Here is a 24451-nt window from a genome sequence, read left to right as displayed (position 1 = left end):
TTACAAGAACCCAATGCTGGAGGTTACGGGAGGGAGTGCATAAACATGGGCTGTGGAAGTGCCCTTTTTGAGCAAATAAGGAAATAGTTTGAATTTGTTATGACTGGACTTTTTGCCAAAAAATAAGGGCAGCTTTTAGGCTGCCCCTATCACCCGTTGATTAACGGCAAGGTGTCTTTTACACCCCCAGGCCATTGCTGAGTTGCACAACAGCCGGGATGACCTTCTCTGCATGTTCCAGAGTAGCAGACATGATGGATTCCACTACGGTCGGAGAGTTGTACAGGCCCATACCGCCACCGATACCCATAGCGAAAGCCATGAGGCTCTGGCGAGCGATACCACCAACAACACCGACCAGGATCATCGCACCCGCAACGATTCGACCCAAAGTACCTTGGGTCCAATCCTTGAGAGTTACCCATACGTCGTCAAACGCTGTACCACCAGTACCAGCGTGGGCCTGATCCGGCACGAGCAGGAAGGCTACCACCATCAACCCCAGGAAGAGGAAGAGTGCGTTGTTTTTACTTGAGGCATTCGCCAACTGATTTGCGTTCATCAAGAACATCTCCTATTTGGTTGTTTCAGACTTCGGTTCGTGTTGTACCGTTTGCAGCGGTCTCAAAACTGGCTCACTTTGCGGTGTGCCATCCCCAATCACCCACCTGCGCGGTTCGATTTCGGTATAGACATACCCTGTCACGATGAGATCACCATTGGTGTCCTCCCAGGGAGCTACCCAAATCCGCATAACCTGTGCTGGTGTACGAATTGGAATCGGGCGATCCGGAAGACGCGGTGCGACATAGTTGTCAATCACTGGGTCTCCGGAGCTAGATGAGTTCGCTGAAACGTTTGAGGAACCTTCGCCATCCGCTTCCGCTTTGGCCTCGACTTCCTCTGGTTTCATTGGACGCGGGACATTTCCGTCATTGGTTGCGGCGTAAACGTCTCGCGCTGACATACACTGAACACCATTCGGCATTCCCGGACAGCTATACTCATCCTTGCCGATGTTGAACGTCGAACAGCCCGACAAAATAAGTAGCGCTGCACCCACCCCCAACATCTTTGCGGATCTTACTGCCTGTTCCTTTTGAGCCTCGCCTCTGGAACTGCCCTTTCTGGTCAAAATGTTCATATTTTTCATTTCTTGGTTCCCCCGGTGGAACGAATTTGTAGCTTGGTTCCTTTGGTCACGATGATGTCTACCTGACGGCCAGCATCGACCTCGATAACAGGGAAGATGCCTTCGGCCATGTCGATATAGAACTGAGCGATGCGATCTAGCGCCTTACTGGCTCCCTTCACTGCTGCTCCCTGCAACATCTGGTCGGAGAACACAGACTGGTACTGGGTATTTGAGCCAGGGTTAGTGTTGACGACCGGCACCGGATTGACGTCAAAGGCTTCGGACGCGCCACCAAGGAAGCCCGCCATCAAGCTCTTGGCGATGATTTGCCCCTGCTTCGATACGACGCGACCACGGACACCGGCCTTACCGTCTTCACCCACTGCATAGGAATCCAGCTTCGCTTCTATGACACCCCCATCATCCCGAACGCACGAGAAGGTCTCGCCACGCAGGTACGCTCGCTCTGAACTGAGATCTCCATAGCCTGAAACAATCAGGAAGCACTCACGAACATCCGCACGGAAGCGGTTAGGCAAAATAGCCTCTTTCTGAATCCTGAGGGTCGAAGGGAACGGATCTCGACGAGCACCTTGAGATGTTGGTGCGTCCATACCGTTGATGAGCACCCCTGTCAGGATGGAGCCAGAAGGTAGGTAGATAGACTCATCATCCTTGTTGTCCTTATCTTCAACTTCTGGCGATTTCTGCGAGTAGCTCACTATTTGGATGCCTGGTTTAGTTGCATCACGACCGTCTCCCTTGCCAGTTGCAGGAGCCCCACCCTTCGCGTCAGGAAGCGGTGCGTCCCGAAAAAAGGATGCAGGATCTTTGTAGTCGAGCTTTTTCTCCATGAACTGACCATCACCACCAGATGCACCATTAACATCGGCTCTGGCATCCTCTGATGAAGAGGATGTTTTTCCACCAGCAGCGCCGGTTTCGACTTTCTTAGCCAATTCCATGTTCTTCTGGGTTAGGCGGTCCAAATCTTGACGAAGGCGGGTCATCTCACGGCCAACATCACTGGATTTCCCGGCAGTGGTTTTGGTTTCCTCCAGCTCTTTCTTGACTCGTTCCAGCTCCTTTTTCAGGTCGGAGTTTTCACGAGACACCATCTTCACATCGGCAGACAACGAATCTATCCCGATCTCACGGGTGTTTTTGTCTGTGAGAACGTGCTTGATGGTTTCTTGGCGACCGCGCTTCTCTTCTTTCTTGGGTTCACCAGAGAACATTGTCACGACCGCAAAAAGAACGAAGACGCCGCCAGCGATAGACACCCAACGCTTCTTGTTGGGGTCTAACTGTGTCCAAAATCGCTTAATCATTGGGCACCTCCCAGCAGCGATGGACGCTTAGACGTTGGTGCGAGACCACGCTTCTGCTTCTTTGCCACATAGATCTCCGTCTTCTGGCCGGGCTCAAGCACGTTAAGCGGCCACGTAGTCACCGCAGCCACATCCCAGCTCCCACACAACGCCTCTTTGAACTCAATAGGCTGATCAGAGACGTTCAGGGCGACACCGATGAACACGTTAAGGTGGTGGCCCATCATGTATTGCCCCTTGCTGAAATCCACCTTTACCCCAGGATGAGTGCAGCTCGGCACCGCAGCACCAGCAGGGATGCGGTTCAACGTGTAACCTTGAGGGACTTCACCAAGAGCAATCTTGCGGAATACCGACCGGATGGTTTCGACATAAGGCTGGCTCTGTTCCCAGGTCTCAGCCTTGGTATTGGCAAAAGCACCAGTGATACCTACACCACCATCGAGCTTGAGAAAGACTTCTCTGGGCGGAATACGACGGGGAACCATCGTCAGGCTGAGAGCTTGGGCTTCCGAGCCTTTTTCAGTAATGAACATAGTCACCGGATACTGCTTATCCGTGGCGACATAGACCACATTCTCTTTGATGCAGACCTCACCACACTGGCCGTTATCCGTCGCCCCGGTCAGAGATGTTGAAACGATCTCAGGATTGCTGAAAGGCGTGACGATTCGGTTCGGATGACCAACGGCTATCGGGATGATCTGGTTAACCCCCGGCTTCATCGTCAGTAAGGGGTTTTCATTCATGCTGCCCACAACCTCATGGGAGCTTTGTCCTGACGTCACAGGGGCAGGAACATCCTTTTTCATAACACTGGCCGGGACAACAGGAATGTCATCCGAGGCATAGGCCATTGAAGTTCCAAGCGCCAAGGACAGCGCCAGGAGCGAAAGTTTAGCGTTGTTCTTCATGCTTTCTCCGGTTTTCTTCTTTGCGCTGGAGTTGCTCCAAAACAGTTTTGGTGCGTGGCTTTCCTACATAGGTGTCGATGTAGTCCAGCACGGGCGCGTAGTTTGAAATCTTGATGGCGAACTCGTAGGAGCGTTCGCTACGCTCTTCGTTAGAAGAAGCCCCTTTGACGTAGGAATATCCGTAGACAAACACCTTGTCGCTCTTGGGCTCGTACTCAACAAAACGCGGCTCAAACCGCATTGTTACGCGGTCGTTCTTGATCTGTTGAGCTTGAATTTCGATGGCATCAATCACGTCCTGATAGATGCTCGGGGAGAGAAGCGGGGTGATCCGCTCTTTCACAAAGTCAACGGTTCCTGGCGTCACATTGCCAAGGAGCTGAGCAAAAGCGAAACCCCAAGCCTCTTTATAGGACTGAGAGGCGTTACTTTTCGTCACCCAGGCTTCTTCCGTGAGCGTGAAAGGCTGGATAGTGACGATGGTTTCCTTGCTGAATACTTGGACCACCAGCAGGAAAACGATAGCAATAAGACCACCCTGGAAGATTCGCCCCCACTTATTTTCTGTTTGGGTCCCTTCCCAAGTCTTGAGATACTTTTTCAGGTTCAAGGCAAATACCTCCGGACAAACGGGTTCTTGAGAGATTTGGCCTTGGTCATGATGAACCCGGCCCAGTAGAGCATGTGGAGCAGGTATCCATCCGGATGGTTATCCCTGAATCGGCGATAAAGGTTGGTTACAAGTAACCCCCCCAGAAAGCAGATCAGAGCCTTACCGATGATGACCCCTATCGTTAGCCCCAAAAGCATCGGGGCCAACTCATCTGCGCTCCACAACAGCAGATGCGGGGGCTCATCGACCCGGCGCGGTATCTTTACAGGCTTCATAGCAACCCTCTTCTTTTCCTAGTGGCCTGTATTCTCATTCAGGGTCACTGATTTTCTGCCACGGCTTCGCGCCCTTTTCGGGCACTTCCAGCGACAAATAAAAAAAGGCGGCCTAAGCCGCCTTTTTTGCGTTTACTGGATCGGTTATTGATTTTGAGGAACCGCTTCCGAATGTTTTTCCGAAGCCGCAACGCTAACTTCATTGGCCGGTCGGGCCACCCCCAGAGTTTTCACTTCCTTGTTAGCATTGGCTTTAAACTTGAACATCAGACTGTACGCCGCCAGCAGGAAGAAGCTGAGAATGCCCCAGTAGGTCTGAACCGTGCCCAGAGCCTTGGCCGGGTCACTTGCAGCTCTGTTGGCCGTATCAGCAGCCAACTTAACCCACTGACTCCAGTCAAAACCTGCCGCAAAAGCAGACAGCCAAAACGCGACGGCCACTGGAACGATGAAGATGCACATCAGCACCGCGTTCATCAAAAACCAGAAAAATTGTTTATTAAGGTTCACACTTCCTCCCATTAACCTAGAAAATTGAATGCGTGTTCCAGGTTCATCCCTGCAACAACACCTATAACGAACATCACCTGCCAGACAAGGAACTGCCAGGAGATGAATGAACCAGATGAGCTTTCGCTTTCTCTGACGTGAGTTTGTGCGGACATAGACCCTCCAAATAACTTGTCGTCATCACGGAGTAATCGTCTCTTAATTGATCAATCTAGGAACAGTGCTGTTACGGCCCATTTTGGGCACTTTATGGAGGTTTATTCGAGGAGATGATAAGAGCGGGAGGCGAAAAACTTTCACATGTGAAAGTTCAAAGCGGCCAATGGCCGCTTGTTTCACACTGTTCTATTGTAACGGAGTTCTCGATAAGCATCCCATGCTTGCTCTGATGAGACACCTCGACGACCAACATCTGTGGCGCACTCAAGGTCCATCTTGTACTGCTTAACCTTCTGGTCTGCTGTATCGCCCCAGCTCATGGCTGATGGGTACTTGGAAACACTAAACACATTTTCAAGTTCAGCCTGATAGTCGTCGTTTTGTAACAGAGGTTCGGTTTCACCATCATCCCAGCGAATGTAAGCCTTACCCTGGAGAGCCTTCAAATGCAAAGGCACCAGTAAGGTGGAAATCACTTCGTCAGCCCTGATGTCTTTGTAAGCACACCAGTGAGGTTTAACGGTGATCACACCATTTACCAAAACGATGTCACACGCCAGTGTCGCTTCAACATTATCGTTAACATCCTGCCGAGCGTAGATCTCCACGAAACCAACCTGCTCTGGATCAACCTTGTCGATGAAGCTCCAAAATCTGGGGTACGACGTTCCATCGCTGAGCGTCAACTGACCGTCATGCTCTTTCAGTATACGGTTCAGTTGTGCAGTGAAGAACTCTGCCGACACTTTTCTTGCCAATGGTTCCATATCACTCAGTCGTAGAGTGGCTCCTCCACTCCCCTCATACACCTCTCCAAAAAAGAAATCTCTCTTACGCATTAGACTTTGCCTCCTTTAATCGCTTGCTGGGTCAGCTTGATCCAGTTCAACGGGTTTTCACAGTCAACATGGTTGCCAGCGGCACCAACTACCGTTTTGTATGCCTCCGAGCCTGCCGCTGTGTGTACTGCCAGCATAAACGAAAACATAGGGTCATTTTGCATGGTGCCAATCATCATTGCACTGGAAGTGTCTTTGAGCTGGCAGTTTTCAACCCGCAGATTGAGTACATCTTTTGCCACCATCTGACAGTCGGGACACACCTTCTCAAGGTTCTTGAGCTTTGCGTCGTCATTGAGCACATCAGGAGCCGCGATGGCAGTACCGGCCATACACAGCCCCAGTGCCAGCAGTTGGAGTCTATTAGTTACTTTCATGGTTCCTCTCTATATCGTTCCAATTTCGTTTCGGTAAAAGAACAGTGGCCCAGTGACTGTTCTGAGTTCCGGCGTTACTTGCTTTACTCTTGAGCAAATATGCTGCTTGAAAAAGTTGTGGTATCCGTACAACGCTGGGCGTGTAAATACGGAAAAGATAATGAGGGTGATGGCCGCACCAGCGGCCCACCCGATCACGTCCGGAGAGATAAGTCCTGACACGTCTGAGATACGTTCTGGTTCAACCAAGCGGCACACCACCAGCACCCAGAACCACATTACCGGCATCACAAAGATCATCTTTCCGACGCAAGCAATGAGCACCTTCACCAAATTCAAGCTCTGCGCCCAGTAAAGCCACAACGCAGACAAGGATTGGCGACGTATCACCTGGTAGACGTTCAATGGGATGTCGCACAGATGCACCCCATCTTGATTTATAACGGAGTAGCTCATCCTCCCTCCCTATACCCGTTTCTGGAGGTTGCCGAACGTCAGGCCAACCAGGACACAGCACGTCATCATTGTTATCGGGATGACAACCGGATCGAGCGCTATGGGGATGAAGAACGCGATGAACAATCCGGCCATCAGGTACAGCGTTCCGCGAACGCTGTAACGATGGAGAACCGGACTCGCATAATCGAAGTTGGTCCGCTTAATTCGCCATGTCATCATCCCGTCATATACCGCAGGTACGAACAGGATCAGCATATAGGGAGCCCACGCGGCTAACAGTGCCAACCTTGTGTAGAACTGGTAAATGACGTTGACAAAGGCTTCCATGCGGCCTTTGACCCACACAAACCAGCCCTTGCCCATGTCCTGCATCCCCTTGGACTTCTGGCGCTCCTCTTCTGATGGGATCAGCGTTTGGTGCATCCCCTCATAAAATCCTGAATCAATAACGCTCGACCTGAACCAGGTAGATGCTTTGTTCTGTATCCAGTCTCTTGCTTCGACACCAAGACTCTGTTCCACCAGCTCGGATTCCCTTTTGATGGCTCTGTCTGTCCAGTCGCCAGGGATCAGCAGCAATATTGCCAGCAACTCAATAACCAGCAGCCATGCGACCAGCAACCACGGCTTCTTCATAGTCGGTTCTCCTTAAAACAGTTTTCACGCTCTCACAGGTGATGAGCTCATACAGCAAGCCACGCAAAGAGGTCTCATCCTCATGGGGCTGCGGGTTAATGGATAGTTCTCCTGGATGGGAAGAAAGCCACAGTGAGAACGACTCTCCTGAATCGACAGACCATGAATCACCGCAACTATCGACAATTTGCACTTCCAACGCCCGGCAGGTTTCGGTGATCAGGGTTTCCAGAAATGCCCCAATTCTGGCCGGGTCTTCATATTTCTCTCTCTGCTCATGAAACACGAGCTGGCTGTAGCGATGCAGAGCTTCTTCAATGATCGGGTAAATCACGGGCTCCTGATTAGCCTTAATCCCGTCTGTGATGTAGCAGCTCAGCTTCTCGATGATGGCCTCCGATGCAGGCCAGTCGAATTGGAGGATGCTCAGGATGTGAGCGTTCTTGCGGCCACGACTTTTCAATTCATTCATAACCCTGTCGAAAGGGTTCACATCGACCATGATGGCTACCTCGTAATTTCTATACTTCTTGTCACACATAGCTCTGCTCTTACTGGGTCAATATGGGCAGACGGCCTTTTACGATTGTTCCGCCTGAAATTTTGGCTATGTATTCCAGGTTCGGAAGCATTCCCAATAACTGGGCTGGGAACAGATCAGCTTCCTCCTCCATCAAACGCTCGCCTTGGTTGCCTCCGTGCATAATGGGCTCCTTGCCATCCGAGTTCTGGCCTTGAGTCCGCATGACGTACTTGAGCCGGGTCTTCGGCAAGTTATCTGCGATATACTCCTGTGTTTCTCCATCGACGATACGCAGAGCAAACGTGTTGTTGATGTTCCCCAACACTTGGAGCGCTTTGTCTTTGCTACCCAGTCGAGCTGCGAAGTCAGCAAAAGTCTGAGTTGCAACGAAAAGACGAAGTTTCGCACCGCGACCTTTGTTCAGGAGCTGGATGAACGGATCGTTGATCACCTCAGCAGCCTCATCAACAAAGATATTTACGGGTCTGTTGTTGACGCCGTAGTTGTATCTGTCACCGGCAACCGCTGTCAGGTCTGACAGGAAGATGGACCCCATAGCACTACCAACCATGTTGTCGGTCAGGGAGTCGAGCCCCAGATAAGCAACTTGAGCGTTGTTGATGATTTTTGCGGAATCAGTGATCTGGCGTTCGTCGCTCAAATCAGATGAGTCTGGAGACAGCAGAGGGCCTAGCTCCCCGGACGTCAGCATATTCATGATCGGCAGGAGGTTCGCCACCATCTTGGAGAAGTGGGTTTGGTCGTGCTGGAACATCGACAGCAAGCCTTCCAGATCAGAGTTTGGGTGCTCAGGTTGGATGATGTCGTAGTAGAACTTCATCAACGCGAAAGCGATCTTCTCACGCGAACCGTTTTTGACTTTCTCCAAATAAGCCGCTGCTTCTGCCTCCCAGTCGGGCATAACTCGCTCTGAGTAAGCCTGAACTGCCTTGATGACCAAGCCAGCAGCGCCACCTTCAAGGAATCGGCGGAGCTTTGTCAGGTTGGGACGATCATGAGTGATGACCAAGCCCTGAGCGATGTTGTTCAGTGCCTGCCATCCAAATGATTTGAACGGGTCGGCCCCTGCTTCGGACGGGATCAACGCTGCCAAACGACTTGCAATTTCAGTCACGCGGGTGAAGTTACGCAGAGGGTCGATACGCACCGACTCTTCCGGGAATGCTGGATGAAATGAGACGAATCTTTCCGGCTGCCCCATAGCTTCACAGGCACGTCGTGCATTGTCCCGCATCTCCTTGTCCCCTTTCGGGTCTATGATGATCACGGCTTCCCCACGCAGAATGGCCTGTGAAATCAGGATGTCGAACATACGGGTCTTGCCCGAGCCGGTGGTCCCAACGATCAGCGAATGCCCCTCAGTGTGCTTGAGTGGCTGCATCAGCTTCTCTTCTTTGGGCTCTACCCCGTGAATCCAGGGCTGGCCGATTGGCAGCTCCTTTTTCTTACCCTGTATCTTCCGGACAACCTTTTTGACCGTGGACTCTCTCCCTACGATGGAAGTCCAGTCGCGTTTCAGGATCTCAAACACGCGCTGGGCATGGCGGTTTTCCCACAGGAACCCACTACCAAGCCACATATCGTCCGGCGTGTCCTTGATGTACTTTTGGAGCTCCGCAATAGAAATAAACTCCAGATCACGCCCCTTCAAATGCTTTTGGAGCAGGTGAAGTTTGATAGCCTTTGGCAAACGAGCCATCGCCATCACGCCACAGATCCCCGTCATCCAATAGAAGGGCTCCGGAGGCATCGTGCTGACTTGCTCTACGGCCAAAGCCGCGCCGGAGGCGGCAAGCCAGCCTGCTACAGCATTTTTTTCATAGTTGGGCCGCCACGGCATCTCGTAGGCGAGCGGGTCATAACTCATTGTCATGTTTCATTTACCTCTAAATATAATTTTCCCTGACGTTTCTTGAGCAAAGGCCGTCTCTGTGCCCGGCTCAGCATCCCGCAGAGGATGTGTTTGCTGATGCCGATGTTTTCACCGGCAATCATGTCGAAGGCTTTGTCACTTGTTACTAAGCAGCCATCCTCTTCCAGGACTGGTGTCACGAGCCATCTGCCCGAGCGTTTTTGGATCATGTCCTTGAGCATCTGGAGTGCTTTCTGAGGCGTAACACCAGACGGCAAGAAATCTTCCGCGTTGATGTCTTTCGGGTTTGTTTTCGCCTTAGGCGGCTCAAACTCCCTAACCTCTGGCTCTTCCCTTTCTCGCACCTCGACGTGTCCCAATTCCTTCTCACGCTCAACTTTGGGCTCAGGAGCCACTGGTTGAACCTCCCGCTTAGGAAGGCGAGCCACGTTCTGTTTTTCTTGGACCGGCTTGCGCTGCGGCTCTTCAACCGGAGAAGTAACATCGACCTTCTTCTCCTTCGGCTGTGGCTGGGAGTCCTTACCTTTCGCCTTTTGTTCAGGCGAGGGTTTACCGGCGTTAACCTCAGGCTTCTGCTGCTGCGCCTTTTTTCGGCTTTGTTGTTTCGGTGCAGACTTATTCTTGTTTGCATCCAAGCGAGGGGGAGAGACGAGCTCAAAGGCATCCTGGTATCCACCCATTGACGCCTCGGCATCCTTAATGGCCGCCACGACTGCATCTGAAAGCTGCTCCGCCAGTACAATTGCCTTCACTCCGCTGAAATCACGAACTTTGCGACCTGGCATAATCGGGTCTGGAACAATCGCGTTGGCGTGGGACAGCTTCGAGAGAACCTCTGACGGCGCACCCAGCGACCGAGCGCCATCCGGGTACAAAATGACGGCTTGACCCTTCATCAGGCATAGGACTTCGCCCAGCGTCGTTTTACCTTCCAAAACAGGCATGATCGCTTGTTCAAGCAACGCCGATGCTTCTCCGTACCCGGCTAACATCTCAACGAGTAAGGTCTTTGCGTCTTTCTCATGCAGATTAGGTTTGTCCGTAGGTGGCATTGCTGGCGCTGGTGTTGTTTGTTCTGGTGCGTCAGTCAGCATAGGGAGCGGCTCAATCGCCCATGATGGCGGTTCATCAGAACTACCGAACATTGGAAAGTCATCGCCCTGCAGGGAGTTTTGTTCTTGTGGAACGAAGTCCTGTTTTGGCTGCTTCTCTTGCTTTCCGGGCATTGCCACATCTGGGATTTCTGAGTTTGTTGCGTCAGTGCTGGCTGTCTCTGCCGATGCGCTGAATGCGTCAAACGGAAAGTCGATGTCCCCCAGTCCACCCCCAACATCCTTGAGTGCTTGTAACGGATTGTCGTTTGCCAAAGGTGGTGCGTTTTTGGCAATGTCCTGAGGGGACAAATCCTCTTTTGCCTCTGGTTTGTGGGGTTGTTTCTCTGTATCACTCTTCGGTTTTGCTTTGCCCGGTTTGCTCTGCGGCTTACCCTTCTTGCCAGCGTCAGGCTTAGATGATTCCGTTGATCCCGCATCTTTTTGCTCTGGTTTCTCCTCGACAGCATCTGAGGTGCTTTTCAGCATCTCCATCGCATCACCAAAGCCAAGACCAGCTAGAGCTTTCTCTGCTTCCTGCTCTGCGGCCAACATGTCATCGTTCAGAGCTGACACATCTTCCTCTTGGTCGTCATCGACTTCCTCAGGATCAACGAACTCAATCTCAGCGTCCTCAACATCACCAACAACTTCCGCAGCAACAGCCGCAGGAGGCTCAGTCGTAAACACCAGGTCGTTTGATTCGAGTCGGAGCATCAAGATCTTCACCGATCCCGCCGCCTCCTGGAGCATCTCAGGCAAAACTTCCCAGTAGCGGTAGTACGCACGTTCACCCTTCTCCTGCACCGTGTTTGGTACAGCAAAACCACGTTCGATGAGAATGTCGGCCAGTGTGTCAGGGTCTCGTGGAATACCGGGGATCTTGTCGTGGCTGATCAAGTCATAAAGGTCCCCAAGCTGTTTCCAGGCAATGAATACACCTTGGTTGAGGTGCCAGACTTTCGCGCCTGGCTCATTGACCTTCCATTTTCCGGTTTTAACCAGGCGGCGGATGGCATCGAACACGTACCGCTCGACAGGCACACCATAGGAGAACTCGTCCACATCGAGACGACTCTGGCGAAGGTCCCGTGAGACGCTCTCTTGGTCAGCGCGAAGCATCAGCTTGGTCACAGGCTGATTGACGCTGGTTCCTGAGATAGCTTCCAGCATCGCTTCCATGATGGACGGGCCAGACTTGGACAGAAACTCCCGAGTCTCAGCCGGAATAATTCGATCCACCGCCAGCAGCGAGAATTGCTCATGTCTTTTGTGTCGCTTGTCGCGCCACCGGATAAAGTAACGGTCGATTTCGTGACGGTGTGCCCAGTCATGAAGTGACTCCGAATACGGGTTCCATGTGATTGACCCGTCTTTGTCCGTAATGGACACATCCGAGAGCGGTTTACCCACATCATGCAGCAGCCCGGAGAAACAGCTCGCCAGTCTCCAACGCGGCTCATTGTCACGGCGTTCACGAGGCGTCCCCTCGATGGAAAAGATAACTGACTCAGATGCCTGAGCTGCCCAGAAGGCCACTTCAAGCCCATGTCGGAACAGACCACCAGCGCCACGGTGGTGGTGTGATTCGGAAGCTGGCAACAGGTGAACAAACGCGGCATACCGCTGGATCACCGGCAAAACAAGCCGGTTGAAGTCGTCCACAGTGAAACCGAGAGAGTTCCGCACTTTCTCAATCAGTTCAGCTTGGGTTGCCAGTATCTTGTCTAGTGGGGCCACTGGCAGGCCCTTGGCAAAAGGTGGGTATCGAGGGATTTCTTCATCTTCCACGTCTTTAAGCGGCAATACTCTGACGCTCGGCGCGGTCTCGATCACTCCACTTCGCCCACCAAATAACTTGTTAAGGGCTTTCAGCATGTAGGTTGACCATATTCCTATCGTATTTCTCGTCGCTACATGCTCTCAAAACACCTTTAGATCGCACACACGCCTATCTGTCCAATTTGGGCAGTTTGAGAAACCAGCTTTCCATCCCCCCCCTTTTAGAATGGGCTCATCGACAATTTTTTATGAGGAACGACACGATGAGACAACTGATAGCAATTCTGGGAGTGGCAATTCTGGCCGGGTGTGCCTCTAACGCCCCCGAGCAAAAGCCTCAGCCCCAGACTGCCCCTGCCGAAAATGACAAACCTGCCAGAGTTAGCCGGGAACTGTCGATGGCATGGGACAACATGGGGCGCGGTGGTGCTGCATTACGTCAACCTGGTTATATCCATGTGCTGGGCGACGGTAATGTCAGCGCAACGATGAACAAGGTCAAAGATGACTCCGCTGGTTCAGATAAAACTCCAGCAGGGATCAAACAGCACGGGGATGTCAACGAAGCCATCAATACCTTCAAGTCCATGAATAAAGGCAAAGGCTACTCGCTGTACGAGTTGTCACGCTGGGAACGCTATTGCGATGGTGGCAAAGGTATGGACGAGCACGATTGGCGCTTTGTGGAAGCCGAGGGAACCACAAACATCCCCAAGGACGTTGTAACCGGCTGCATACCACCTACCCACACCTATAAAGATTATCTGAATGCCTGGACGCACTTTTGCACCAGTCAGGCTGTAACTGACGCAGATCGCCGCATTGTGCGCGAGTCCGTGCGTCCCTATTCAGTGGTGAACCCATGCAAAGCTCTGAAATAAGAAACCAGACAGAGCTAGGCCGTAAGGCTGAGCTCTTCGACGCTTTATTAATCATGCTCCAGGAGGCCGGTTCGAGGGGTAATTCCAGCGAAGCGGCCTATGTCATTTCTGGAGTCCTCGAAAACCTCTCCAGAGACTACCCCGAAGTCAAAGGTCTGGCTCAAAGCTGGACTGAGCTGGCGAATCTGGAATCAAAGATGAGAGGAGCTGCTTAATGGACCTTTATATCTGCGAGAAGCCTTCTCAGGCAAAAGATTTGGCTGGCGTAATGAAGGCCTCCCAACAAGGTGATGGATTTCTCCATGATGGAGGAAACCGCGTTATTACGTGGGCGTTCGGCCACCTGCTGGAATTGTATATGCCAGACGATTATGACGAACGCTACAAGTCATGGTCACTGGAGACCCTCCCTATTGCACCAGAGTCATGGCGGTACAACGTTCGCAAGAGTGCGTTCAAACAGTACAAAATTGTTGAGGGACTGGTCAAAAAGGCGAGCACCATCTACATCTCAACGGACTACGACCGAGAAGGTGAGGCTATCGCCCGTTCGCTTCTGGATCGATTCCGCTACTCTGGCCCTATTCGCCGAGTTTGTTTGACGGCTCTCGATGAGTCAAGCATCAAGAAAGCGCTGAACAACGTAAAGGATGGCAAGGATACGGTCTCACTCTACTACGCCGCATTGGCACGGCAACGCGCTGACTGGTTGGTAGGCATGAACGTGAGCCGCCTCTACACAGTGCTGGCCCGAGATGTCGGCTTCAACCACACTCTTCACGTTGGCAGGGTTATCACCCCAACCGTCGCTCTTGTTTGTCAACGGGACCGAGAGATCGCCGGTTTCACCCCCTCACCATACTGGACTCTGGGTGTGAACGTGTCCGTACAGAATGGACAGTTTGCCGCCCAATGGATACCACCAGAAGAGTGCAGTGACGAGCAAGGCCGGTGCGTCAATAAGGCCTATGCCGAGCAGGTAGCCTCCCAGGTCAATGGTGCCAATGCTGTTATCAGCAAAGCAGAAACCAAACCAGGTAAAGAGTCAGCCCCCCTCCCCTTCGATCTAACGTCGCTGCAACAATACGCGAGCAAACGATGGGGATACACAGCTCAGCAGGTACTGGATGCAGCTCAAGCTCTGTACGAGACGCACAAAGCGACCACCTACCCTCGTACTGACAGTCGTTATCTACCCGAGAGCCAAAAGGAAGACATTCCGGACATTCTCCAGGCGCTCATTTTGTCCGATCAGAACGTCTCTGGGCTGGTGGCTGGCGCAGATCCTCATCGCAAGGCCAGGGTATTCAATGACGCCAAAGTGACCGCGCACCACGCGATCATTCCAACACCGGCCAGAACAGACATCAGTGCCATGTCTGAGATCGAGTTCAATCTTTACGACGCCATCCGTCGTTTCTACATCGCGCAGTTCTACAGCGAGTTCGAGTTCACCAAAACCTCCATCGAGGTGCAGTGTGGGCGTCACCTCTTTGCGTCCGCTGGTAAGACACCTACCAAACAAGGCTGGAAGGTTTTGTTTGCTTCTGATAGTGAAAGCAGTCCCAAGGACGAGGGGGAAGACACCGACGCGCCGGTTGAACAAGAGAAGCTCCCCAGGGTTAGCCAGGGCGAACCTGCCTTGCTAAATGGGGCCGAGCTGGCAAACAAAATGACGCGGCCAGCACCGCACTTCACCGAAGCCACATTGCTTGCCGCGATGGAGAACATTGCCCGGTTCGTGACTGAGGAGAAGTTCAAACAAATCCTCAAAGACACAGCCGGTTTAGGCACTCCAGCAACACGCGCAAGCATCATCCAGGGCGCTGTTGATAAAGGCTACTTCAAGCGTCAGAAAAAGGTACTGCTTGCAACTGATAAGGCTCATGCGCTTATAGCAGTGCTTCCACCAGCCATCAAATCACCCGGCATGACTGCGGCTTGGGAGCAGGAGCTTGAAAAAGTTGCCTCCGGCTCCGGGAACATGTCTGTCTTCATGAAGCAGATTTCCACCTGGATCTGCCAAATGGTTGAGCAGCTCAAAGTGGCCGCACCGGTTCTGACCAAAGAAGGTGGCGCGATGGCTAAAGCCTTCGAGGGCGCGAAGCCTCCTTCACACGAATGCTTCAACTGCGGTGGAGAGATGCACCGGATCAAAGGGAAGAACGGTTTTTTCTGGGGCTGCCAGAACGAGGCTTGCAAGAAGACGTTCCCAGACAACCGAGGGAAACCCGAGAAACGTATCGCGGCGGAGGATTGTCCAGACTGCCCAGATTGCGGTAGCCCGATGCGTCTCAGGAAAGGAAAAGCCCCTGGCAAGAAACGAGCCTCTAAGTTCTGGGGCTGCACAGCGTATCCCGATTGCAAAGGCACTATGCCCTTCAAAAAGTCGGACTTTATGGATTGATAGAGGAATTAAGTATGTTTGGAAAAATCATTTTAACTGCGATGCTCACAACCAGCTCTGCCACTGCCGAAGATGCCGGGAAGAACATCGCCTCAGGCTTGGCAACTGCATCTACCCGCCAAATAGGTCAGGCCATCATGCCAACTCTAGCTATCGGCTCGGCCATTGCAAAAAGCGCAGGAAAAGGCATGGTGTTAGGTTTCGCTGAGACATCTGCCAGCTATATTTCCCACGATGACCTGAGCGCCACTCGAAGCTATCAAAACCCTGAGGCTGTTGATATGGCAAAAGGCCTGGGGACCTTGAAAGACGTCCCTGATTTCCTCTACGTCATTACAGACGTAAATGCCAACATGGCTGACAAATGCAAGCGCGTCTGGGAGCCTCAATCACTGGCTTTAAGCCAATTGATTGTTGAGCTGGTGGCACTGCGTAAGACGAACAACAAAGGTAGCTTCACAAACTAAAACAATTAAGGGGCCGTCGGCCCCTTATCTTTAATTACCCAAGTTCCTTTGATACCTGAGCTACAATAGTTTTAAATCAGAATTCCAAAATCAATTCACATGGATGGCGAATACTTCAACCGGATAATCTCCAAAGTGCGGGTGCGTTATGACGCTCCTTGAGAAGCCACGCCAAGGACGAATCTCTATCCTGGACATATCTCCAGCCTTTGGGTAGCCACACTTAACATGGACTTCATCATACTCGCGCCCCTCTAGTCTTTTTATCCAGTAGTCTGTGACGAGGCGATATTCATCTGGTTTTTCTCCAGATTTGATCTGATCGAAGTAAATCTTTTTTACGGGCAGATGAAGTATTCTCTTTTTCATAATCACCACCTGATAGCTCATCAGACTATCTGGGTTCCCTCGCCGTAGTAAATGACTGCCATTATTTACCTTCCTTACTTCTGATACCGTGCTGCACCACGGTATGGCGACCGCAATTCACATTCAGGTGATCCCGAACTGCGGCCATGACCGCTGAATGCAATCTGTAATCCACACTCTGCCCAAGTGTTTCTGTCGCTTGTTCTTTTGCCATCCACGAAATATCAAAGCTATCAGGTATCGACATCAACTCCTGAACCAGATCGACCGATGGCTTGTAAATGCGGCCACCGTCTTGGATGTACACAGCATCCTTTATCCCACGATCCTGAGACTTGAGGATGGTCGGGCAACTGGTGCTTTCTCTCGTCAAGAACGCAGGCATCCTGCGAGAAGTTGACTCTCTGGCCTGAATTGACTTCAACGCTGTGACGTCTGTACAATCCCCGAGGTGCTTCTCGATCACCGGCCACAATCGTCCACCAGCTCTCTGCTCAGGTTTCGGTGGAACGAACCCAGGGAAGACCGACGCCACCATGTAATAGCGTTCTCGCCCCTGGTACGCGCCGAAATCCAGACCGTTCAAGACCATCTCAGTGAGGAAGTACCCCATCCGCCGCAGTGTCGTTCCCATCATCGCCCCGGCTCCGGATGCTTTGAAGTTCGGGACGTTTTCCACCAGCACGACGGCAGGGTTCACGACCTCGATCTGTTTTAGTGCCGGGTAAACCATGTCGAGCATGGTGGAGAGATCTTCAAGAGAACGCTCTTTGTCCCTTGGACTTTTGGCGTTTGAGTGGTCATCACACCCCAACGAGTAATGGGCCAAACCAATTGGTGGGCACTCCGCCAGCAAGGCTCCAAGGCGATCCAGCTCCAGGTGATGAATGTCTTCATTCAGCAGGATACGCGGGGAGCTGTTCACCAGCGTATTGAGCGCATGTACTTCACTCAGGTTCCGCCCGGATGCTCTGTCTCTGGCTTCAACTGGACGATGTTCCAAAACAATCTCAGCCTTCCAGCCAAGCGCTTCCATAACATGAATGTCTACCCCGCCAGTCAATGCCACAAAGGCACGGAAAGGGCTGGTTTTTCTGAACCGATCAGCAATGGCAAAGGCTCTGTTTGCGACGGGAGTGAAGACTACTCGACCTTTTCGCATTTCGACGTGGAAACGCTCTGTATAGCGAGGGAAGCACTTATCTATGAGCCCTTGTCCCGAAAACTCAATAACGGTTTCCAGCGGGTTGTTGGAGCGACTCTTTGGTTGATACCGGCGCTGATAAACTTGATGTGTCTGTAGTTCATCGGTCGCCAGGATCACCGAAAAACCGCCCATCCCCTCCCTTGGCTCAACGGCGATGCCCATACCTGGCTTGAACCCCATAACATCCAAAAAGTTGGACGAAACCCTAACCTTGCGGTTATCGCCTACTCGATTGAACGCAAGTTGTTTGGTTACTACGGAGGGGGAGACGATCGGTAACATTGGTCAACCTCTTTTCTTCTTGTTTTGCTCGCGCTTCACCATTGCTCCAGCAGCTTTCAGAAGTCTCTGGTTCTCCGCCAGCTCATCTTGGAGTTCCTGAGTATCCTCTTCTGTCTGAGGCTTTTTCAGCTCGGCCTCGCAATATTGGACCTCTTCCTGCAAGCTGACTTTCGCAAACTTGAGAGCGGCCAGTCGCGTCGTATAAACGCCAAAAGGCAATTCGCCACCTTCCCGGAACTGCTTCAAGCACCAGCTCGGTATAGATGGCAACCAACCAAAGTCCCCATTCTTCCGTGACCTTTTCCCCCACGTAATCCCATCTAACTTTTGGGTAAGATTGACATAGCGTTGATCGCTGGTTGAGTTACGTCGTTTCTGAATAGAGCGAACTATCCACTCTGTAACCTCAACCTTTGCTTTATCATCATCAGAGATGTAATAAAGGGCTTCGTACAACACAGCGCCTTTACGAATGACTGATGGTGGGTATGCCTGGGCTTTCATCTATCCCCCTATCGCTTTTTCTGTCCGACAAGACGGAGATGATCGGCGGCCAAGTCATACTGCTCGTTTTTGTCGCGGCGGCGGAATCTGTCAAAAAACTTCCCTCGTGGCAGGGTTTCTTCCATAGCGATCAGGCGGTTCAGCCACACTTCTTGAGGTAGCATCCCTGCTGGAGTCGGCCCGAGCTTACGTCCTTCCTTGACGTGCTCCATTGTTTGCGTGGCAGTAAAAATCGCACCACCAAACTTTCTCCACTTGAATTGCAGGGGCATATCTGGAGACTCATCCAGCATCAATTTCTTATTGGTTTGTTCTGTCACGACAATTACTCCACCATCCATTCTTCACTAAGCAGGAACGCCCAGCGCTCTTCTGCTTTTTCTGGGTTGTCTTTGGCCTGTTTGATCATGATCTCGGCGGCGTTAAAGCCTACCTCTCCACTGAACCGGCCCCATGAATGGCTATGCCACTCGCGCATCACACTTCGGCCAAGCGATGCAAGTTCTGGACTTACACCCTCATGGAGGGCATAGAGCTCCCAAGCGTCCCAACCGTATCGTAATAGGTTGTGCCCTGGGGCGTTAAAGGCCTGAGCAGCCTTGAACCGCTCTCCAGGCTCCTTCCCTCTAACATCCACCCCCTGGAGCACCAACCCCATTACCACTTCAATGACAGGCTCGCGCTGCTTCTTTGCCAGCTCGATGGCAGCCATCAGCATTGCTTTGGCGTCAGCAAATTTCCCATGCCCTTGGCACATACCGCAGGTTTCTTTGGAAGGGGAAATGTCATAAACACCGGAACCAGCACAGAGGCGGCATGTCAGGTCAATCATGGGCGCTTCTCTCCTCATACTTTTCGATGCGCTCTTTCAGACGCCGAACCACTGGCGCGAGCTCAGGGATAGCTTCCGCTTCCTCAAGCGTGTATCGCTTGTCTTCCTGGTAATCAACTATTTGAGGAGGCCTTGGCTGTTTCGGTAACTCAGCAAAGTCATTCAGCGGCATCGAGGTAGGAAGTCCTCCTTCTATCTCACCTTTTTCGTTGAGTGACTGGGTGACGATAAGCTGTGTTCCACCCACCTCGGTATCAAAGCGGTCATCAAAGCGCTCACCGATAGTCCAGCCGCCACGGCCAAGAACACAGGTCGTACTCATACGTAGGCGATTTAATGCTTTAGCGTCATCCCAGTTCAAACGATTTTCATCCATGAGGAAAAAAGGCGCTTCGTCCCGAACGGGCACCTTGGACTTGGCGTTATCGAAGATCGGCCCAAACATCCCCTGCTGGAGGTATGGTTCGACTTTCTCTGCAAGATCCTGGTGCCCTTGAGAACGCAGCGCCTCATAAAGCTGGGTGATTGTTTGTTTGTCGGTGTCAGGAAGGCAGGACAACACTGTCTGCTTTTCCTCGTCACTCAGGCTTACCATTCTGGACAAAAAGCTGACTACCAGCTCGTTGTGCCCATCGACCGTTTCAATGTTGAGCTTGTTCTCGTCCATCTTCTTCCTCAGTAATCGGTTCGATAAATTCAATGGAGTCCATGCTTACATGACTGATAATGGCTTTCAGGCCGCAGCAGTCGCATGGTTCAAAGGTCAGTTCTGATCCCTTGGGAGACTGATGCGTGACCGTTGCCACAGCCCCTAGAGGGATCAACCCCCAGCCGTTTTTTAGTACCCGAGTAATTCTGACCAGCCGACCTTTGTACTCTCGTTTCAGTTTCGGATGCGGCACTACCGCATATCGCTTACTCATTTCGGTCCCCTTGTACCAAAGGCTCGATAACCAGCTCTTGAGCTTCGTCCCAGTCGGACACCTTTGCATCACCAAACGCAAAGGCAATTCGCATAGCCACTGTCGGCCTGCCTATTTTCATCAAGTAAGCCGCAGCACCGGCACACATCGACTCTTGTCCCGAAGGTGCATAGTTACCCTCTTCATCCCATTCACCACCTGACTTTGAATGCACGGTCTTGTGACAATGAAACGTCGTCATGTCGTTTTCAACGATGTCGTTGATGATGCCTTCTAATCGCCCAGGGGCCAGCTCGATAGCGCCCTCCTTCCGGAATGGACAGTTGGCGCAAGGTTTCTTCAAACGGAGATGATTTGCTTGCTTTGGCATACATATCACTTTTACAGCATCATTTTATGATTCTATGATATAGCCATATTCCGTGTAGTCAATATCTCAGTAACAATTACTTTCTATCGGACGCTTACGCGCCCATTTTGGGCAGATAGACAAGTTATTTGGGCGTTTGGAGTGTGCGAGGTGGACAGCGGGGAGACTTTCACATGTGAAAGTTTTGTTTCTTGGCATCGTTTTATTGTCTCTTGATATTATTTTATGATGCTGTAATAATCATAAATAAGGGCCGCATCGCTCTTCGACCTTCGTTGCAGCCCTTACAACACAATCAAGCAATTAAGGAGCTTTGTTATGCTGCAAGGCAATACTAACACGAATAAGCGCATCCCGCTCGCGGCGTTCATGAAATGGTCGCTGGCGAAACGTCAGGACTTCATCGACCGGGAAATGTCCGGTTGCCCCGACTTTATCAAGACGTCTTTGCTTCGGCATTAAGGCGATCAGGCAGGAAAGCAAAGAACCTCGCTTCGGCGGGGTTCTTCGTTTCTACCTCTTGAATGTTTCGTCAGAACAAACTGGAGCGCTTATGTCACCAGAAACACAGCAACTTACATCCAAGGCTTTATCTCTCATCGAGCAGTCCCGATACAGAATTGGCACATCTCGGTTTGTTGAGGCCTTTATTGACCAGTGGGCATACTTGCAGACTGGCCTATACCCAGCCAAGGAGGAGATCCCGGAAGAACTTCAGCCGGTCGCCTTCGAGCTCTCTCACGTCCTGTCTGCCGCCATTAAGCGCGACCCCACCAGCGATGTTTTGGGTTACGTCCTAAGCATGTCTGGCTTCCACAAGAAGGGCACCAATTACTTCCCCACTCCTCCAGAGATTGGCCGCTTGATGTCACTCATTGTTGGCTCACAGTCTTCGGCAGACTTTTATGAGCCCTGCTGTGGTTCTGGCATCAACGCCATTCACTGGATGGAAAACCTGATCGAGAACCACGGTCCCGAAGCATTGAGAGAAGCCTCAATCTACCTGGAAGACATCGATCCGTTGATGGTGAAGTGCTGCATGATCCAGCTATTCCATTATTTCGAGTCCCGCAATACCACTCCCAAAACGCTGAGTATCGTCGGCATAGACACCCTTAGCAGACGAACCAAGAACATCGCCTACTACGCCGAAAAACCTCCAGCAACCGCCGCTACCGTGGCAGCATAAAAAAACCCGCCGATTGGCGGGTTTTGCATTCAATGCGCTGCTCTATGGCACCTTACAGTTTTCCGTACCGGTTCAAGAACGAAGACCTGTCTAAGATCCCCCAGTCTGTCAGCATGTAGTAGCCGGTGGCACCTCGTTCGCCGGTAGACTCCCTGACGAACAAGATATTCATTCCGAACTCATCACGCAGGGCAGACAACTGTCTCTTGATCGTTGATTCAGGAATATTTGTTGCCTTGTGAAGGTCTTGGAGACTTGGCTTCTCCGTTTTAGACAGGGCATTCACCAAAGCAAATTTTCTTTTCATGTCCTGTGAGATCTTCATATTCACCTGTTCTTGACAGGCCCAACCTCTCTGGCTGGGCCTCCTTTATTAGCCTTCGACACTCAGGAGTTCAATGTCTGACACAGGCACATGAACATGCTTTTCCTTGCCTTCGCCATCGAGCGTTTTAACCCAGACAGTAGACGGAACCAGAGCAACACGGTCGGTCATGATGACTCCACGTTTGGTCTCGCCATCCAGGTTAACGTTGACAGCAAAAATCAAACTGTCAGCCCGGACGTTCTTCCATTCCTTGTCCTTCGGCAGAGGAGGAAGAGCATCACCGCCTTCTTCATCTTTGTCCTTGCCGCTGTTATCTGGCTGCTTGACAGGATCTTTGTGCTCACCCTCTTCATCACGCAAAGGGTCTTCGTCATCATCGTCCTGACCATTGGAATTTTTACCCCGTTCCAGTTCCTCCTGGGCAAGGTTCAGGTCGTCATTCCCGGTTTGTTCCGACGTACCATCCCCACCCGAGTTGAGGGATTGCTCGTCGGTGTTGCCAGCGCCAAGCTCATCATTCTGGTGGGAGCCAGTCAGTGGGCCTTTTTCCATTTCGTCTTTGATACGTTTGGCATCATTCAGCAGCTCACGGCTTTGTTTACGAGTAATCCCGTCAGACATAGCCACCGCGCAGACGGCGCGACATCTTTCTTCATTCAGATCGAACAAGAGACGAAGGTTATTCAAGGTCTCTGTATCAGAACATACTTCATTATCGTATAACTCACGCACACAGTCAGGTAGCTTGAGCAACGACAGATGCGTAGATACGAAAGTGATATTCTTACCGAGCCGATCAGCAATATCCTTTTGCTTCCAACCTTCTTCAATAAACAGGTTTAACGCCTCGGCAATCTCTACCGGAGTCAAGTCATCCCGCTGGATGTTTTCGATCAGCTCACCAGCAGTCTCGTCCAAGTTGTTCTGGACCTTATCATTCACCACCAAGTCAATGGTCTCGATACCAGCGTGTTTACACGCTCTCCAACGCCGCTCCCCTTTTTGGATGACGAACTTGCCTTCTTCGTTCTTCGGGAACACGATGATCGGAGACTGCTGCCCTTCGGTCAGCAAGGTTGCCGCCAGCTCTTCAATGTTACGGAAGCGCTTACGAACCTGGACCTTGGATACAACGTCGTCAACAGGTACGGTAAGAACCTCTTTGCCTTTCTTGCCTTTGGCGGCTTTAGCAAGTTCGGACAGGCCTTTTAAATTGTTCAATGCCATCGCTTAGCCCACCTTCTCTAATAGTTCTTCCAACACCGCCTCAACCTCTTTGGCCGCGACATGTCCATAGCGAAGCTCCCAGACAGGGATGCCATCAGTCGTCGCCGTATCGAGCGGAGGCCGGTGCATAATTTTGTTCTCAAACAGCAGATCCGGAACTGTGTTCTCCAGCGACTTGAGGGCCTTGTCGTGATTGACAGAGCGGTCCATGTCGTTGATCACGATGCCCAGGATCTCCAAATTTTGGTTGTATGCCTCGCGCACACCAATAATCGTGTTCAGGAGACCTTCTACGCCGTCCACAGCGAAGCCAGAGAGCTTTACCGGACATGCCACATGGGTAGACATCACCAACGCTGCCACCAGCTTTCTGCCGAGGCTAGGCGGACAATCAATCAGCACGTAGTCGTAGTTCTCAAACAGCTCAGCCAAATGGCGAGCCGGATTCATGGCTTGGTCAAGAGGCACAGCCTCCATCTCAAACAGATCCGGGTCATTCTTCGGCGTATGAATGAGGTCTGCACCGCAAGGGCAGTGCATGACCTCAATTCCGTCCAGCTCGTAAGCGAACAGCTCTGCGGTTTTGGTTCCAGTGAGGATGGGCTCGTAGTCACCATCCTCAAGCTCTCGTCTGGGGGCCAGTCGAGAGGACGTGTTCCCCTGACCATCCATATCCAAGACCAGCACTTTCTTTTTCTTCTGTAACGCCAGATAAAAGGCCTGCTGGATACAGAGGGTACTCTTACCCACTCCGCCTTTCTGGTTGGCGAAGCTGATTACTTTTGCCATACCCACCTCTATTTTGGTTTCTCGCAGGTGATCAAGACCACCCCCAAACTTTCACATGTGAAAGATTGTAGCGATCATAAAATGATACTGCAATATCTAATTATGGTTCTGTTAAAACAAACATTAAACAAAAAAACG

At 51.7% G+C, this 24451-nt stretch carries 32 protein-coding genes; 6 read left to right on the top strand and 26 right to left on the bottom strand.

All coding sequences use genetic code 11. The features are described 5' to 3' along the window. Window positions 1-178: 178 nt before the first annotated feature. The 15 genes from traA to mobH all read right to left on the bottom strand — a co-directional run bounded on the left by traA (window position 179) and on the right by mobH (window position 12634). Complete coding sequence (gene traA, locus M1F17_RS21425; RefSeq protein ID WP_064754699.1) at window positions 179-496, bottom strand: TraA family conjugative transfer protein; 318 nt, start codon at window positions 494-496, stop codon at window positions 179-181. A gap of 78 nt (window positions 497-574) precedes the next feature. Next, window positions 575-1153 carry a type IV conjugative transfer system lipoprotein TraV gene (traV, locus tag M1F17_RS21420; RefSeq protein WP_088212668.1) on the bottom strand — a complete coding sequence of 193 codons (579 nt, stop codon included), beginning with the start codon at window positions 1151-1153 and terminating at the stop codon, window positions 575-577. Continuing rightward, complete coding sequence (locus M1F17_RS21415) at window positions 1150-2463, bottom strand: TraB/VirB10 family protein (RefSeq protein WP_172693100.1); 1314 nt, start codon at window positions 2461-2463, stop codon at window positions 1150-1152. Before M1F17_RS21415 ends, traV begins: the two co-directional genes overlap by 4 nt. Then, window positions 2463-3380 (bottom strand): type-F conjugative transfer system secretin TraK, encoded by a 918-nt coding sequence (locus tag M1F17_RS21410; RefSeq protein WP_088212666.1) that lies wholly within the window; start codon window positions 3378-3380, stop codon window positions 2463-2465. Before M1F17_RS21410 ends, M1F17_RS21415 begins: the two co-directional genes overlap by 1 nt. Beyond that, the gene (locus M1F17_RS21405; RefSeq protein WP_001049717.1) at window positions 3364-3990 is read right to left on the bottom strand and encodes a TraE/TraK family type IV conjugative transfer system protein; all 627 of its coding nucleotides are present in this window, start codon (window positions 3988-3990) and stop codon (window positions 3364-3366) included. The genes M1F17_RS21410 and M1F17_RS21405 overlap by 17 nt, the downstream gene beginning before the upstream one ends. Next, window positions 3987-4268, bottom strand: coding sequence for a type IV conjugative transfer system protein TraL (gene traL / locus M1F17_RS21400; RefSeq protein ID WP_088212665.1), 282 nt, complete (start codon window positions 4266-4268; stop codon window positions 3987-3989). The genes M1F17_RS21405 and traL overlap by 4 nt, the downstream gene beginning before the upstream one ends. A 144-nt stretch (window positions 4269-4412) precedes the next feature. Continuing rightward, on the bottom strand, window positions 4413-4778 hold the full coding sequence (locus M1F17_RS21395) for a hypothetical protein (protein WP_001052531.1): 366 nt from the start codon (window positions 4776-4778) through the stop codon (window positions 4413-4415). A gap of 11 nt (window positions 4779-4789) precedes the next feature. Beyond that, entirely contained in the window at window positions 4790-4933 is a 144-nt protein-coding gene (locus tag M1F17_RS21390) for a hypothetical protein (protein ID WP_172693090.1), read from the bottom strand. A gap of 180 nt (window positions 4934-5113) precedes the next feature. Next, the gene (locus M1F17_RS21385; protein WP_088212664.1) at window positions 5114-5776 is read right to left on the bottom strand and encodes a hypothetical protein; all 663 of its coding nucleotides are present in this window, start codon (window positions 5774-5776) and stop codon (window positions 5114-5116) included. Continuing rightward, window positions 5776-6153 (bottom strand): hypothetical protein, encoded by a 378-nt coding sequence (locus M1F17_RS21380; RefSeq protein ID WP_088212663.1) that lies wholly within the window; start codon window positions 6151-6153, stop codon window positions 5776-5778. Before M1F17_RS21380 ends, M1F17_RS21385 begins: the two co-directional genes overlap by 1 nt. 241 nt (window positions 6154-6394) lie before the next feature. After that, window positions 6395-6571, bottom strand: coding sequence for a hypothetical protein (locus M1F17_RS21375; RefSeq protein ID WP_169342285.1), 177 nt, complete (start codon window positions 6569-6571; stop codon window positions 6395-6397). Between the two features lie 47 nt (window positions 6572-6618). Next, a complete protein-coding gene (locus tag M1F17_RS21370) occupies window positions 6619-7248 on the bottom strand; it encodes a DUF4400 domain-containing protein (RefSeq protein WP_088212662.1) in 630 nt (209 codons plus the stop codon). Beyond that, window positions 7205-7750 (bottom strand): hypothetical protein, encoded by a 546-nt coding sequence (locus M1F17_RS21365; protein ID WP_247750980.1) that lies wholly within the window; start codon window positions 7748-7750, stop codon window positions 7205-7207. The genes M1F17_RS21370 and M1F17_RS21365 overlap by 44 nt, the downstream gene beginning before the upstream one ends. A gap of 49 nt (window positions 7751-7799) precedes the next feature. Next, window positions 7800-9665: a conjugative transfer system coupling protein TraD gene (gene traD / locus M1F17_RS21360; RefSeq protein ID WP_000178857.1), complete on the bottom strand. Its 1866-nt coding sequence runs from the start codon at window positions 9663-9665 to the stop codon at window positions 7800-7802. Further along, entirely contained in the window at window positions 9662-12634 is a 2973-nt protein-coding gene (gene mobH, locus M1F17_RS21355; protein ID WP_088212660.1) for a MobH family relaxase, read from the bottom strand. The genes traD and mobH overlap by 4 nt, the downstream gene beginning before the upstream one ends. 167 nt (window positions 12635-12801) lie before the next feature. On the opposite strand from mobH, the gene M1F17_RS21350 reads away from it, so the two are divergent. The 4 genes from M1F17_RS21350 to M1F17_RS21335 are packed head-to-tail and all read left to right on the top strand — an operon-like array spanning window position 12802 to window position 16293. Then, window positions 12802-13419, top strand: coding sequence for a hypothetical protein (locus tag M1F17_RS21350; RefSeq protein WP_001249395.1), 618 nt, complete (start codon window positions 12802-12804; stop codon window positions 13417-13419). Next, complete coding sequence (locus tag M1F17_RS21345; RefSeq protein WP_001191890.1) at window positions 13401-13634, top strand: hypothetical protein; 234 nt, start codon at window positions 13401-13403, stop codon at window positions 13632-13634. The genes M1F17_RS21350 and M1F17_RS21345 overlap by 19 nt, the downstream gene beginning before the upstream one ends. After that, window positions 13634-15826: a DNA topoisomerase 3 gene (locus M1F17_RS21340; RefSeq protein ID WP_088212659.1), complete on the top strand. Its 2193-nt coding sequence runs from the start codon at window positions 13634-13636 to the stop codon at window positions 15824-15826. Before M1F17_RS21345 ends, M1F17_RS21340 begins: the two co-directional genes overlap by 1 nt. A gap of 14 nt (window positions 15827-15840) precedes the next feature. Next, window positions 15841-16293 (top strand): hypothetical protein, encoded by a 453-nt coding sequence (locus tag M1F17_RS21335; RefSeq protein WP_088212658.1) that lies wholly within the window; start codon window positions 15841-15843, stop codon window positions 16291-16293. 90 nt (window positions 16294-16383) lie between these two features. Here M1F17_RS21335 and M1F17_RS21330 read toward each other — a convergent pair whose 3' ends face one another. The 8 genes from M1F17_RS21330 to M1F17_RS21295 all read right to left on the bottom strand — a co-directional run bounded on the left by M1F17_RS21330 (window position 16384) and on the right by M1F17_RS21295 (window position 20780). Continuing rightward, on the bottom strand, window positions 16384-16662 hold the full coding sequence (locus tag M1F17_RS21330) for an ASCH domain-containing protein (RefSeq protein WP_227524197.1): 279 nt from the start codon (window positions 16660-16662) through the stop codon (window positions 16384-16386). Between the two features lie 61 nt (window positions 16663-16723). After that, window positions 16724-18151 carry a DNA cytosine methyltransferase gene (locus M1F17_RS21325; RefSeq protein ID WP_088212656.1) on the bottom strand — a complete coding sequence of 476 codons (1428 nt, stop codon included), beginning with the start codon at window positions 18149-18151 and terminating at the stop codon, window positions 16724-16726. A 3-nt stretch (window positions 18152-18154) separates the two neighbouring features. Next, window positions 18155-18655 carry a hypothetical protein gene (locus M1F17_RS21320; RefSeq protein WP_088212655.1) on the bottom strand — a complete coding sequence of 167 codons (501 nt, stop codon included), beginning with the start codon at window positions 18653-18655 and terminating at the stop codon, window positions 18155-18157. 8 nt (window positions 18656-18663) lie between these two features. Beyond that, window positions 18664-18975, bottom strand: a complete 312-nt coding sequence (locus M1F17_RS21315) for a hypothetical protein (protein WP_002210541.1) — start codon at window positions 18973-18975, stop codon at window positions 18664-18666. Between the two features lie 5 nt (window positions 18976-18980). Continuing rightward, complete coding sequence (locus M1F17_RS21310; RefSeq protein ID WP_088212654.1) at window positions 18981-19487, bottom strand: hypothetical protein; 507 nt, start codon at window positions 19485-19487, stop codon at window positions 18981-18983. Further along, a complete protein-coding gene (locus M1F17_RS21305) occupies window positions 19480-20154 on the bottom strand; it encodes a thymidylate kinase (RefSeq protein ID WP_088212653.1) in 675 nt (224 codons plus the stop codon). Before M1F17_RS21305 ends, M1F17_RS21310 begins: the two co-directional genes overlap by 8 nt. Continuing rightward, window positions 20129-20410 carry a hypothetical protein gene (locus tag M1F17_RS21300; RefSeq protein WP_088212652.1) on the bottom strand — a complete coding sequence of 94 codons (282 nt, stop codon included), beginning with the start codon at window positions 20408-20410 and terminating at the stop codon, window positions 20129-20131. Before M1F17_RS21300 ends, M1F17_RS21305 begins: the two co-directional genes overlap by 26 nt. Then, the gene (locus M1F17_RS21295; protein ID WP_001125903.1) at window positions 20403-20780 is read right to left on the bottom strand and encodes a hypothetical protein; all 378 of its coding nucleotides are present in this window, start codon (window positions 20778-20780) and stop codon (window positions 20403-20405) included. Before M1F17_RS21295 ends, M1F17_RS21300 begins: the two co-directional genes overlap by 8 nt. 318 nt (window positions 20781-21098) lie before the next feature. On the opposite strand from M1F17_RS21295, the gene M1F17_RS21290 reads away from it, so the two are divergent. Then, window positions 21099-21242, top strand: a complete 144-nt coding sequence (locus tag M1F17_RS21290; RefSeq protein WP_172693091.1) for a hypothetical protein — start codon at window positions 21099-21101, stop codon at window positions 21240-21242. Between the two features lie 91 nt (window positions 21243-21333). After that, window positions 21334-21969 (top strand): N-6 DNA methylase, encoded by a 636-nt coding sequence (locus M1F17_RS21285; RefSeq protein ID WP_119564044.1) that lies wholly within the window; start codon window positions 21334-21336, stop codon window positions 21967-21969. Between the two features lie 52 nt (window positions 21970-22021). Here M1F17_RS21285 and M1F17_RS21280 read toward each other — a convergent pair whose 3' ends face one another. The 3 genes from M1F17_RS21280 to M1F17_RS21270 are packed head-to-tail and all read right to left on the bottom strand — an operon-like array spanning window position 22022 to window position 24313. Then, window positions 22022-22294 carry a helix-turn-helix domain-containing protein gene (locus M1F17_RS21280; protein ID WP_000703827.1) on the bottom strand — a complete coding sequence of 91 codons (273 nt, stop codon included), beginning with the start codon at window positions 22292-22294 and terminating at the stop codon, window positions 22022-22024. 48 nt (window positions 22295-22342) lie between these two features. Beyond that, on the bottom strand, window positions 22343-23524 hold the full coding sequence (locus M1F17_RS21275; RefSeq protein WP_088212650.1) for a ParB/RepB/Spo0J family partition protein: 1182 nt from the start codon (window positions 23522-23524) through the stop codon (window positions 22343-22345). A 3-nt stretch (window positions 23525-23527) separates the two neighbouring features. Further along, window positions 23528-24313: a ParA family protein gene (locus M1F17_RS21270; RefSeq protein WP_001151305.1), complete on the bottom strand. Its 786-nt coding sequence runs from the start codon at window positions 24311-24313 to the stop codon at window positions 23528-23530. Window positions 24314-24451: the final 138 nt, after the last annotated feature.

It is taken from the genome of Providencia sp. PROV073 (genome assembly GCF_033688125.1).
GTDB classification, from domain to species: Bacteria; Pseudomonadota; Gammaproteobacteria; order Enterobacterales; family Enterobacteriaceae; genus Providencia; species Providencia hangzhouensis.
The sequence above is the reverse complement of the archived record's forward strand: the minus strand, read 5'-3'. Positions and strand labels throughout refer to the sequence as shown.